A 12787-nucleotide genomic window follows, 5' to 3' on the forward strand; every position below is an offset into this window, starting at 1 on the left:
TTTGAAAATTCTAGACCGCTACATATTAACTAAATTTACAAAGACGTTTTTAAGCGTCTTTATTGTATTTACGTTTATTCTAGTTTTACAAGCTATTTGGTTATACATAAAGGCCCTAGCTGGTAAAGATTTAGATGCAGAAACTATTTTTCTCTTTCTGTATTACAACATACCACTTACGATTCCTTTATCATTACCCTTGAGTGTGCTGTTAGCTGCTTTACTCGTATTTGGTGAGATGGCAGAAAACTATGAATTTGCAGCCATGAAATCCAATGGTATTTCATTGCAACGTGCTATGAGGTCTCTTACTATAATTATATTAAGTATAGGTGTCACATCATTTTTCTTTGCAAATACAGTGATACCATGGGGTAATTTGAAACAAAAAAACCTCATAAATAATATTAAAAGAATGAAGCCAGCCATGGCTATCGTTGAAGGTTCTTTTGAGCAATTAGGAGACTATAATATTAAGGTGACCAAGAAATCTGGTGATAATGGTAGATTTCTAGAAGATGTGATAATACATAAAAAAACACCTAATCGTACCGGAAATTTTACGGTAATAAAAAGTAAAAAAGGTGAACTTAAAAGTAGTTTAAAAAGTGACGTAATCCAGCTAGTACTTTATGATGGTAATTATTACGAAGAAATGATTCCCAAAACTGCTGAACAACGTATAAGTCTTCCATTTATCAAGGGTGAGTTTAAGGAATATGAATTGAATGTTGACGTTTCTGAACTTAACGAGGTAGATCTAGATACGGAAACTGTCACCGACAATCAAAAGATGCTACGAATAAACGAGTTGAAAGAACGTATAGACACTTTTGTAAACACTTTTGAGCAAAATATGAAAGTGTACCATCAAACACAACACACTAAATGGACTCCTGAAAATATAGACAATAGAGTTAAAGAAATTGATTCCATTGTTTACAAAGAAAACTTCTTTGATACGATGAGCATCTTTGATCAACGTAGGGCTATTGAAAATGCGATTAATAGATCTAAATCTGATCGATCTGCCATTCAAAGTAGAATATCCTTTGAAAAAACTGAAAATGAACGGTTGTGGAAACACGAAATTGAAATACACAAAAAATACGTACTAGGTATAGCCTGTATTATTCTGTTCTTTATTGGTGCTCCATTAGGAGCAATAATTAGAAAAGGTGGATTAGGACTGCCTCTTGTAGTTGCTGTTGTGTTTTTCCTTACCTATCACTTTATTAACATTGGGGCTGAACAGTCTGCCACACGAGGTGCTATTCCTGTATGGTTAGGTGCATGGTTGGGTACCATGATTATATTTCCTATTGGGGTTATTCTTACCTATCGAGCGACTTCAGATCAAGGTTTTTTTGATGTAGGTGGTGCGATGGATAGCCTGTTTAGAATATTCAAAAAAAAGCCAAATAAGGCATAGGCACCTCGCTTATCCTTATCTTTGTTACTCCTTAAAAATTAAAGATATGATTGCTCCTGCAGAAATTAAGCTGGATCGCATTGAAGACGCAATAGAAGACATTAAAAAAGGTAAAGTAATCATCGTTGTAGATGATGAAAATCGTGAAAATGAAGGTGATTTTTTGGCTAGTGCAGCATCTGTAACACCAGAAATGATCAACTTTATGGCCACTCATGGTCGTGGTTTGATTTGTGCTCCTATTACAGACTCAAGATGTAAAGAATTAGATTTACAAGCCATGGTAACTAATAACTCCGATCCTATGGAAACTGCATTTACAGTTTCAATAGATTTAAGAGGTCATGGAGTAACTACTGGAATAAGTGCTAGTGATAGAGCCAAAACTATTCAAGCCTTAATTAATCCAGATACTAGACCTCACGATTTTAGTAAACCAGGTCACATATTTCCTTTAAGAGCAAAAGACGGTGGAGTTTTAAGAAGAACTGGTCATACCGAAGCTGCCATTGATTTTGCAAGACTAGCAGGTCATGAACCAGCTGGAGTGATTGTAGAAATCATGAATGAAGATGGAACCATGGCTAGACTTCCACAACTTTATGAAGTGGCAAAAAAGTTTGATCTAAAATTGGTTTCTATTGAGGATCTTGTTGCCTACCGCATGAAAAACGACAGCTTGATTATCAAGAAAGAAGATTTCATGCTTACTACAAGATTTGGTGAATATCGTTTAAGAGCCTATCAACAAACTACAAATGGGCAAATTCATTTGGCCTTAACATTAGGAAGTTGGGATGACGATGAAACAGTCTTAACAAGAATGAATAGTACCAAAGTTAATAACGACTTATTCTCTACTCTAACCTCTGAAGCTGACAGAAAACTAGATGCGATGTTTCATAAACTCAATGAGCGCGGTTCAGGAGCCATTGTATTTATCAATCAACAGTTTGAACCAGAAAATATGCTAGCTAGACTTGAAACGCTCAAGGAAATTCAGGAGTCTGGACAAGTAAAAGCGCCGCGTAAACAACTGGACAATCGTGACTATGGAATTGGCGCGCAAATCTTACATGATTTAAACATTAGTAAATTAGATTTAATGACCAATTCTGAGCAAAGTAAACGTATTGGAATGGTTGGTTATGGCCTAGAAGTAGTGAATACTACCGATTACTAATCAAAAGAACTACTCAGCTTTTATGCAATTCAAAAAAACAACAGAAGAGTCTTCACTTTATCAAAATCTAGAGACGATGTCAACGGCAACTTTGCTTGAAAACATCAATGCCGAAGATCACAAGGTTGCAGTAGCTGTTAAAAAAGTATTGCCAGCTGTTGAAAAACTAGTTGATCGTATTGTTCTTCAAATGAATTCTGGTGGTCGTTTATTTTACATTGGGGCTGGTACAAGTGGAAGGTTAGGCATATTGGATGCCAGTGAATGTCCACCTACATTTGGTGTTTCTTATGACAAAGTTATTGGATTAATCGCAGGTGGTGACGTGGCAATTAGAAAAGCTGTTGAAAATGCAGAGGATAACGATCAACAAGCTATAAAAGACTTAAAGAAATACAATATAAATGCCCAAGATGTAGTCATAGGAATTGCTGCAAGTGGAACAACGCCCTACGTAATTGGAGGTTTACAAGCTTGTAAACAATTAGGTATACATACTGGAGCGATAACCTGCAATCTTAACAGTCCACTTGATCAAATAGCCGATGATTCCATAGTTCCTATCGTAGGACCAGAATTCGTAACAGGAAGTAGTCGTATGAAAGCTGGTACTGCTCAAAAAATGGTACTCAATATGATTAGTACCAGTGTTATGATCAAGTTAGGTCATGTAAAAGGCAATAAAATGGTAGACATGCAACTTAGCAATGATAAATTAGTAGATCGTGGTACAAGAATGATCATGGAAAATACAGGTCTAGGTTATGAGAAGGCTCAAAACTTATTGCTAGAACATGGAAGCGTAAGAGCTGCACTGGATAATTATGGTATTTGTTAATTATGGAACAGCCATCTACAGATAAAGAAATACTAGGAAAAGGACTTAAAAGACTAGCATTAAGTGTCCTATTTATATTTGCTGGTCCTATTTTAATTTATTTGGGAGCAGGAAGTGACCATCCCATCATTTTTCTCATGCCAGGAATAGCCTTCAGTATATTGGCCATATTTTTAATTTTTAGTGGCATTATGACCGTATTAGATGCTATGTTTAAAACCAAAAAGTCAAGATGAAATTTATCTACCTACTGTTAATCATTTCCATAATATCTTGTAAGCAAAATAAAGCTACAGATGCTACAGATGAAACTCAAACAACATCTAAGGAGTCTATAATACAACCTGTTGAACAAGCGACGATAACTGGTAACGTAATTAATTATGAAGGTGATAAAGGTCCTATTAATATTTTGGGATTCTATGTTCAACCAGAAAACACAGGAAGTGTTGATGACAGCGGAAAGTTTACCTTTCAGTTACCACCTGATTTTAATAAAATTTCCTCAAATAAATTTGAAGAATACAACAAAAGCGACTCTGCCGAATATGAATTAGAGCTTTCTAATGCTGCAGAATTATTTCTTCCTCATGATAGCTTAAAAACTCAAGGCTTAGACTCACAAATAAGCCTTGCCGGTAAATTCTATACTTTTGAAGTGGCACAAGATAATGTTGATGATCAAGTTCTAATCGCTCCTGCAAGTAGTCCTGCATTCATTAAAAATGAGATTCAAGCAATACCTCAAACCCAAACAGGATGGCTTTCATATTATATTTATACTAATAATCCCGTTTTAATTAAAGGTGAGTATCAGCAAGACAATCTGGTTGAAGATTATTCGACTAGTGTTTTTACAACAAAATACAAGTACGACATCAACCTACTTAAAGGTTGGAATTTAATCACCTATAGTGTACAAGAGGTTGTTAAAGTAGACAATACCGCAAGGCCTAGTCTCGTTACCTATACATCAACATCAGTAAACAATTCTCCTGTAGACTGGATTCAAATAAAATAAATAAAGATTGAAATATCTCATTGTCTTTTTATGTTTCGCTTTCGCGAAAGCGCTCACAGCACAAGAACAGCCAGTAGATTCCCTTATCAGGGTAACTGCAGGATATCAAACTATCGATGAAGCTGTCCTACCCGATGCAGTTATCTATTCTAAGGATAATGCTCGCAGGGTTGTAGTGAATCATCGAGGTATTGAAATGACTTGCGATAGGGCTGTTTTATATCAAAAAGACAACTTTTTACGCGCAGTGGGAAACGTTATCATGAAACAAGGTGATAGTATCACAATGACATGTAATTATGCCGAATATAATGGTAATACCCAATTAGCATTCGCGAGTGAAAAGGTAAATATGATTACACCAGATACTCGATTAACTACCGACACTCTATTTTTCAACCGTATAAAACAGCAAGCTTATTATAGATCTGGTGGTACCGTTAGAGATAGTGCTAGCACATTAACAAGCCGTGTAGGAAGATTTTACATACAAGAGCAGAAGTACCGATTTATAGACGATGTAGTAGTAACTAATCCTGAATATACCATAAACTCGAATCATCTAGATTTTTACGAAGAAAATGGACATGCCTTTATGTATGGACCTAGTACCATAACAGGTAAGACCAGTAAGGTATATTGTGAACGAGGTTTCTATGATACACGAGGTGATACAGGTTATTTTGTAAAAAACTCCCGAATAGACTACAACACGAGAACTATTACAGGAGATAGTCTTTATTTCAGTAGGCCTAGAAATTTTGCAAGCGCAACTAACAATATAGTTGTGACCGATACGATCAACAATAGTATCATCAAAGGACATTACGCCGAAGTTTACAGAGATAAGGATTCGGTTATGATTACGAAACGTCCACTAGCTATAACGATAGAACAGCAAGACAGTGTTTACATGACTGCAAACCAACTAATTGTTACGGGTCCCAAAGACAATAGATTTGTAAGAGGTTATAATGATGTAAGACTTTTTAAAACAGACTTAAGCGGTAAATGTGACTCTATAACCACAAGACAAAGCACTGGATTGACTAAAATGATTAGGAAACCAATACTATGGAGTGGTAAAAGTCAAATGACGGGTGATTCGATTTTCTTACAAAGTAATGTCAAAACCGAAAAATTAGATAGTTTAAGAGTTTTCTATAACGCGTTTATCATTGATCAAGACTCAAGTGGCGGCTTTAACCAAATTAAAGGAAAGGAATTGACTGGCTTTTTCAAGAACAATGAATTAGATAAAGTTTTTCTCAATAAAAATGTAGAAAACCTCATTTATAGCCGTAACGACAAACAGGAATTAATAGGAATTAATAAAGGTACAAGTGGAACCATGGAAATAGAATTTGAAGACAAGGCAATATCCATCATTGCTCCTGCTGATAATTCTGAAGACATACTTTATCCACCAAAAGAATTACCAGAGAATGCTAGAACTCTGCGAGGATTTAACTGGAGAGGTGATGAACGATTAATTACCAAAGCTGATTTATTCAAAGGCAAAAAACCACCTGTACTCACAAAAATTAAAGGAATTCCTTTACCTGAACTGGATGAAGGTTTTTTTGATGAAGAGGATGGAAAACTTAATGAGAATTCGGTCTTGCAAAATGGCGAACTAGAAAATCGTATAGAAAATCAGTCCAAAGAATTACAGCAACCATCAGGTGAAGAAAATAATGGGAATTAAATCAGATTTCTTTAAATATCAAGCACAAACCACTCCATTTGCTCCAGGATTAGAAATAAGCCATGCAAATGGGAACTATTTCTTTGATACTCATGGAAATAAATATTTAGATATGGTCGCTGGAGTAAGTGCTTTACCGTTAGGACATTCACATCCTGCTGTTGTAAAAGCTATCAAAGATCAACTAGATAAGTATATGCATGTTATGGTATATGGAGAATATGCCATGTCACCTGCTACCCTATTATGTAAAAAAATTGCATCCTTACTGCCTGATCCATTAGACACTACTTATCTGGTAAATAGTGGAACAGAGGCTACAGAAGCTTCCATAAAATTAGCTAGAAGAGTCACTGGTCGATCACAAATTATTGCTATGAAAAATGCGTATCATGGTAATACAACCGGTTCTTTGGCATTAATGGATTATGAAGAGCGTAAAGCGCCTTTCAGACCACTATTACCAGACGTTCACCACATTACCTTTAATTGTGTTCAAGAGTTAAGATTAATTACTAAAAATACAGCTGCGGTAATTATTGAAACTATTCAAGGTGGTGCTGGTTTTAAAGTGCCTTCTAGTCACTGGTTGCAACAACTCAGAACGCGATGCAATCAAACAGGGACATTATTAATCGTTGACGAAATTCAACCAGGGATTTGGCGCACAGGAAGTTTCTGCTATTTCCAACAACATAATATCATACCAGATATGGTTATCACTGGAAAAGGTCTAGCAGGTGGACTACCGATAGGAGCTCTCACTGCCAGACAGTCACACATGACACAGTTTAAAGAGTTTCCTATGCTGGGTCACATAACTACCTTTGGAGGAAATCCCGTTATAGCCGCTGCTGCCCTGGCAACCTTGCAAGCTATTGAGGACGAAGGTTATACAGAACGAGTTAAGAAAATAGAATTACGCTTTCGCGAAAGCTTACAACACAATAACATCAAGGAAATACGTGGAAAAGGTGCAATGATTGCCGCTATTTTACCTGACGATCAATATACGGCACGAATTGTGGATAGATGTAGAGAGAAAGGTGTCATCTTTTTCCTATTGTTGTTTGAAAAAAGAGCAATACGTATAAGTCCACCTTATACAGTTACTGATCAAGAAATTGATCATGCCTGTGCGGTTTTAAAAGAAACTATTAATGAATTTTATAGCAGTTAAATAAGCCTGTTTATAATTTGTTGACAACACTTTGAAGCACAACCGCTGACTAACCAATAATATTTACAACTTTAAGTACGCGAATTTTTAAAATTCTGCCTATGCATTTTGAGTATAATAATGAACACGAGCACAGCATTGAGAAATTTGAACTTATGCTACGCAGTAATGAAGTAGGATTTTTCGATAGTGACGAATTTGAGCAAATCATAGAACACTATCTTAATGTAGGGCAAATGGTTACAGCTCGTAAAGCCATTAGTCTAGCATTATCACAACACCCTAGTTCAGTTACTATACGCTTGTTCAAGGCAGAAATGCTCATATTTGATAATCACTTTAAAGAGGCTCATGCGCTTTTAGATGAGCTATATGAAATGGAGCCCAATAATGCCGAACTTTTTATTCAAAAGGCAAATATTTACTCAAAGACTGAGAATCACGACAAGGCAATAAAATTATTAAATGAAGCTTTGGACCTTACCGAGGATCAAGCTGATGTGTATAATTTGATAGGCATGGAATTTCTCTTTATGGAGGATTATTCTAATGCTAAGGTGAACTTTATGAAGTGTCTAGAGTTAGACGATCAAGACTATGCTGCGTTATACAACATCATTTACTGTTTTGATTTTTTAAAAGAAAATCAGCAGGCGATAGACTATTTAAATAAGTATTTGGACTCCAATCCTTATAGTGAGGTAGCTTGGCATCAAGTAGGAAAGCAATATTTTGATCTTAAAGAGTATGAGAAGTCACTTTCTGCATTTGACTTTGCTATAATATCTGATGATACCTTTGTCGGTGCTTATTTAGAAAAAGGTAAAGTCCTTGAAAAACTCGGGCGATACAACGAAGCCATTTTTAATTATGAGCTTACCCTAGGGCTAGACGATCCAACTTCTTTTGCCTACCTGAGATTAGGAAAGTGTCATCTTAAATTAGGGAATGAAGAAGAGGCGATTAAATATTTAAAACGTACCGTAAAAGAAGATCCACTCTTAGACAAAGGTTGGATAGCCATTGTGGATTTTTATACAGAGAGATTAAATTATCAACGAGCGCTCAACTATTTAGACAAGGCAATAGAAATAGATGGCGATAACGCTTTATACTGGATTCGATTTGCAGTGTTAAATAACAAACTCAACTTTTTTGAAGAGGCTGAATACGGTTATAGAAAAGCTATCGAATTAGGAAATTATGAATTTGACACATGGATAGAGCGTGCAGATATTCTAATTCAACTTGGAGAATGGCGAGCTGCCATTATTACCTTGGAACATGGTCTTGAGTTTTATCCTAATAATCCAGACTTGGAATGTAGATTGAGCGGAGTTTACTACCTTACCGGAAAACCTTTCAAGGGAAAGTATTATTTGCAAAATTGTTTAAAGGCTGAACCTGAACAAATCATTGCTTTTGAATTACTTTTCCCCAAGGTGTATAAGTCCGATGAAATACAACAGTTAATAACAGGATTATAATTATATGTTCTTTTTTTCAAAAAAGCATTTCCTTGTTGATTTGATTGACGGATTAACCGACATTCACAATCATATTTTACCCAATATTGATGATGGCTCTAAGGATTTAGACATGACATTAAAAATGGTAGAAGGAATGAAGTCGTGCGGATTTAAAAACGCTATAGCTACTCCACACACTATGGAGGATTATTACGGCAATGATGATATAAAAATCACAAACCATTTTCTTAATACAAAACAAGAATTAGAAGGAACACATGCTCGTGACTTTATTGTTCATGCCGCATCTGAATATATGATGGATAGTAGTTTTGAATCCCTTCTCGATCAAGATAAATATTTATGTATCAAGGATTCTTATATCCTTACCGAGTTAAGTTACTTTCAACCACCACAAAATTTAAACGATCTAGTATTTAAAATGTGTTCTATGGACTTAATTCCGATACTCGCTCATCCAGAACGTTATCGGTATTTTGGAAGTTCAAAAATGGAGAGTTTGATAGAAAGAGGTTTTGAGTTACAACTTAATTTATTATCGTTAAGTGATCATTATGGTAAGGATGCTTTCGCGAAAGCGGAAAAATACTTACTTCAAGGATACTACAGCTACATAGGAACCGATGCTCACAAGCCAGAACACTTGGAAAAATTGAAAAACATTCAAATTAAGAGCAAGTGGGTACCTGCGACAAAAAAGCTGATGGAGAACCACCAGCTTATTTTTAATTCCTAGTAAAATGGTCTGGTCTATTATCTTTTAAATTTGTCCTTCAAAGAGGTCCAAAAACTTTGTTTTTCTGCTCCGTAAGAGTAACCATACTTATTACCATAACCAAAGTTGGCCATCTTAACATCGTTAATCACTAATGCAGCATTCTTAATCTTCTCAGATTTCAGAGTATCTGAAATATACTCTAATAGTGAAAACTCTGTATAATCGGCACGAGTTACATACACTGTAACATCGGCGTATTTGTTAATCAACAAGGTGTCGGTTACTAAAATAGTTGGTGCCGAATCGATGATGATCAAATCATAATCGTGTTCAGCTTCATTAAATAAGTCTTGTGTTCTTTTTTGCATCCAAAGCTCCGCTGGATTCGGCGGTATGGCTCCGGACAGTACAATATCTAGATTCGAATTATCTGGATCGGTAATAACAAGATCTTTGATTTTGATTGAATCATTAGTCAAAAATTCTGTTACACCACGCTTACGTTTAAATTGTTTGTTGTAAAACCTGTGTAATTGTGGATTTCTAATATCACCTCCAATTAATAATACTTTTTTTCCTGAGTAAGCATTAGTAAGTGCTAAGTTAAAGGCTACAAAAGTTTTCCCTTCTCCTTTTACCGTTGATGTTACTAGAACCTTTTGAGCACGTTGTTCTTCAGGTAAGGCATTTAGCTTGTAAGCTAAATTCGTTCTAAGAATTCGGAAAGCCTCAGCAAGCACAGATCTATCATTCGTCTGTATACGATCCTTATCATCTTTAGCAAGTTTTGGGATTTCGCCTAGAATTGCTGTCTCAGGTAACGACTTTTCGAGATCTTTACGACTTTCTATTTTATTATTAAAAAGTGTTTTAAGATAAACAATTGCTATAGGAATTAATAAACCAATTATTAAGGCTGATAAATAAATAATTTTTGGTTTTGGTGACACAGGTTGTTCATTAGCCCATGCTCTATCTACAATTTTTGCTTTAGGAGTAGCTGAAGCAACAGAAATAGCTGTAGTTTCTCTTTTCTCTTTTAATAATAAATAAATAGCTTCGATAACCGAACGGTTACGCTCTATACTTCTACTGTATCTTGCTTTATCTGGGACAGCTGCAATTTGTCCTGCTATCCTTGCCTTTTGATTTCTTAAGTTATTCAAATTTATTTCTAAGTTTTTAATATAAGAATCAATTGAACTTTCAATGGATGTTTTTACAGCATCAATCTGACTCGCTAGATTAAGAACTACAGGATTTTCTTCTGTTGCAGATTCTAGTCGCTTATTGTATTCTAAAACAAGTGTATTATATTTTTCCGATAATCCCGCAATAGTTAGATTTTCCAGCCCAATACCAGTAGGCAGTGTGGTATTAGAATCTGTATTCATATATCTTTTGACAGATTTCGCCATTTCAATCTGAGATTGTACGGCAGTTATTTGGGCTTGCAGTTGATTTGACTGCTGTAAATCCAAACCAGCTTCAACAGATAAATCTGTGATACCTCTAGAATCTTTAAAGGACTGTTGGGTAGTTTCAACACTATCCAGATCTCTTTGAACTTCTTTTAAACGTTCATCTATAAAATCAATTGTGTTTAAGGCTACTATATTTTTATCCTGAATAGCGTCCTGATTATATACATCTACCAAGGTATTTAAAAAATCTATTGCCTTTTCCTTATTTGGATTGGTAATAGATAATATCAATGCACTACTTCTTTTATCAGGTTTACTAAGTTTTAAATTAGATTGATAAGAGAGAATAGTTTTACTGATAGGCATTAAAGTAAACTGAAACTCTTTTTCAGATAAATTTTCTAAACTTTCTTGATTATTTTTATTTGATAAATTAGGTAACAAGATGATCTCAAACCGATCTCCTATTAATAAAGGTGATCCAAACTTGATACTTTTCCAACTACCCTTATCTGACAATTTATAGTTTACGGCCTCATCAGTAGGATTTTTTAAAAAAATATGGATTGGCTTATCTATTTTATAATGCAGACTATCGGTCAATCGTTTAATTAAAATAGGAGATTGTTTGTAAACATATGAATCTTTTATATTCCCTAGGACTTGATAACTAGTGGCTAAATCGAGTTTATTAATTACATCTTCTATCAATCTTTTAGACTTTAAAATTTCCATTTCATTTTCTAAAGAATTGTAAGAAGCTCCAAAAGCATCAATATCCCCTAAAGCCAATTGTTCGGATATTCCGCCTCCCATTTGAGTATCCTTAATGATTACTGAGGTATCCGCTGAATATTCGTTCACAGCATAGCGTAAATATATAAATGCTAAAACTGTACAGAGCAATATTGAAATTATAATAAAAGGGCTGGCCTTTAAATAAGGTTTTAGTTGATCAGCTAAATTAAGATTATTCTGGTTTGTTCGATTATTTGAATCCATATATATCTTTAATTATTACGTGTAATTAAAATAATTACTGATAACACTAAACTCGCTATACTCACGAATACACCTGCATACCTCGTATAACCTCCAGAACTAGCCTTAGCACCGTTTGGCTGTACTATAACCGTATCATTTTGTTCTAAATAGTAAGCTTCGCTATCTATAAAAGCCGAACTGGTTAAATCAACTTTTAAGGTTTCTTGATTTCCTTCGTTGTCACGAATAATCAAAATTTCATCCCTTTTTCCATCAATAGTCAAATCACCAGCATAACCCAATGCTTGTATAAGCGAAATTCGGTTATCCTTAAAATCATAAGTACCTGGACGATTTACTTCTCCTACTACAGTAAATTTAAAATTCAGTAATCTGACTTCGACATCAGGTTGTTTAAGGTATTTGGAGAGCTTGGAGGTTAGTAATTCCGAAACTTCCATCAAGGTTTTGCCTTTAACCAAGATTTCCCCTAACTCTGGAAATGTGATTGTTCCATCAGGTTTTACTAAATAACCGTCTAGCATTTGTTGACTAACAATTTGGGTAGTGTTTTGATTAATCGCTGGAACAAACTTATTATATTGTTGAGCCGTGGTCATATCATCTGTTGTCACAGTAATACGTAGTAAATCATCGGGTTTAATCGTTACCTCATAATTGTTATTTTCGACAGGAAGATTTTCGTTAATATCCTGAACATATACAATCTGCTTTCTTGTCGTGCACGAAAAAGAAAGAGCTGAAAGGACAAGTAATAGTATTAAGCTTTTAAGCTTAGCAATTTTCAT

At 35.0% G+C, this 12787-nt stretch carries 11 protein-coding genes; 9 read left to right on the top strand and 2 right to left on the bottom strand.

Annotation, left to right across the window (positions count from 1 at the left end):
* Position 1 precedes the first annotated feature (1 nt).
* The 9 genes from AAT17_RS01805 to AAT17_RS01845 all read left to right on the top strand — a co-directional run bounded on the left by AAT17_RS01805 (position 2) and on the right by AAT17_RS01845 (position 9588).
* A complete protein-coding gene (locus AAT17_RS01805) occupies positions 2-1432 on the top strand; it encodes an LptF/LptG family permease (protein WP_060522660.1) in 1431 nt (476 codons plus the stop codon).
* Between the two features lie 46 nt (positions 1433-1478).
* Complete coding sequence (ribB, locus tag AAT17_RS01810; protein ID WP_060522662.1) at positions 1479-2615, top strand: 3,4-dihydroxy-2-butanone-4-phosphate synthase; 1137 nt, start codon at positions 1479-1481, stop codon at positions 2613-2615.
* A gap of 22 nt (positions 2616-2637) precedes the next feature.
* Positions 2638-3453: an N-acetylmuramic acid 6-phosphate etherase gene (gene murQ, locus AAT17_RS01815; RefSeq protein WP_060522663.1), complete on the top strand. Its 816-nt coding sequence runs from the start codon at positions 2638-2640 to the stop codon at positions 3451-3453.
* A gap of 2 nt (positions 3454-3455) precedes the next feature.
* The gene (locus AAT17_RS01820) at positions 3456-3689 is read left to right on the top strand and encodes a DUF6095 family protein (RefSeq protein WP_060522665.1); all 234 of its coding nucleotides are present in this window, start codon (positions 3456-3458) and stop codon (positions 3687-3689) included.
* The gene (locus tag AAT17_RS01825; protein WP_060522666.1) at positions 3686-4474 is read left to right on the top strand and encodes a hypothetical protein; all 789 of its coding nucleotides are present in this window, start codon (positions 3686-3688) and stop codon (positions 4472-4474) included. The genes AAT17_RS01820 and AAT17_RS01825 overlap by 4 nt, the downstream gene beginning before the upstream one ends.
* 7 nt (positions 4475-4481) lie before the next feature.
* Positions 4482-6182 (top strand): OstA-like protein, encoded by a 1701-nt coding sequence (locus tag AAT17_RS01830; RefSeq protein WP_060522668.1) that lies wholly within the window; start codon positions 4482-4484, stop codon positions 6180-6182.
* On the top strand, positions 6178-7362 hold the full coding sequence (locus AAT17_RS01835; RefSeq protein ID WP_172792963.1) for an aspartate aminotransferase family protein: 1185 nt from the start codon (positions 6178-6180) through the stop codon (positions 7360-7362). The genes AAT17_RS01830 and AAT17_RS01835 overlap by 5 nt, the downstream gene beginning before the upstream one ends.
* A 101-nt stretch (positions 7363-7463) precedes the next feature.
* A complete protein-coding gene (locus tag AAT17_RS01840) occupies positions 7464-8849 on the top strand; it encodes a tetratricopeptide repeat protein (protein ID WP_060522672.1) in 1386 nt (461 codons plus the stop codon).
* 4 nt (positions 8850-8853) lie between these two features.
* On the top strand, positions 8854-9588 hold the full coding sequence (locus AAT17_RS01845; protein WP_060522674.1) for a tyrosine-protein phosphatase: 735 nt from the start codon (positions 8854-8856) through the stop codon (positions 9586-9588).
* Positions 9589-9605: 17 nt separating this feature from the next.
* Here the strand turns inward: AAT17_RS01845 and AAT17_RS01850 are convergent, their stop codons facing one another.
* On the bottom strand, positions 9606-11996 hold the full coding sequence (locus tag AAT17_RS01850; RefSeq protein WP_060522676.1) for a tyrosine-protein kinase family protein: 2391 nt from the start codon (positions 11994-11996) through the stop codon (positions 9606-9608).
* An 8-nt stretch (positions 11997-12004) separates the two neighbouring features.
* Positions 12005-12787, bottom strand: coding sequence for a polysaccharide biosynthesis/export family protein (locus AAT17_RS01855; protein WP_082586876.1), 783 nt, complete (start codon positions 12785-12787; stop codon positions 12005-12007).

Source organism: Nonlabens sp. MIC269 (assembly GCF_001430865.1).
GTDB lineage: Bacteria > Bacteroidota > Bacteroidia > Flavobacteriales > Flavobacteriaceae > Nonlabens > Nonlabens tegetincola.

Bases quoted from the DNA above. Each gene is read 5' to 3' on its own strand.
- ribB (WP_060522662.1), top strand. From the start codon at position 1,479: ATGATTGCTCCTGCAGAAATTAAGCTGGATCGCATTGAAGACGCAATA.
- murQ (WP_060522663.1), top strand. From the start codon at position 2,638: ATGCAATTCAAAAAAACAACAGAAGAGTCTTCACTTTATCAAAATCTA.
- AAT17_RS01820 (WP_060522665.1), top strand. From the start codon at position 3,456: ATGGAACAGCCATCTACAGATAAAGAAATACTAGGAAAAGGACTTAAA.
- AAT17_RS01825 (WP_060522666.1), top strand. From the start codon at position 3,686: ATGAAATTTATCTACCTACTGTTAATCATTTCCATAATATCTTGTAAG.
- AAT17_RS01840 (WP_060522672.1), top strand. From the start codon at position 7,464: ATGCATTTTGAGTATAATAATGAACACGAGCACAGCATTGAGAAATTT.
- AAT17_RS01845 (WP_060522674.1), top strand. From the start codon at position 8,854: ATGTTCTTTTTTTCAAAAAAGCATTTCCTTGTTGATTTGATTGACGGA.
- AAT17_RS01850 (WP_060522676.1), bottom strand. From the start codon at position 11,996: ATGGATTCAAATAATCGAACAAACCAGAATAATCTTAATTTAGCTGAT.
- AAT17_RS01855 (WP_082586876.1), bottom strand. From the start codon at position 12,787: ATGAAAATTGCTAAGCTTAAAAGCTTAATACTATTACTTGTCCTTTCA.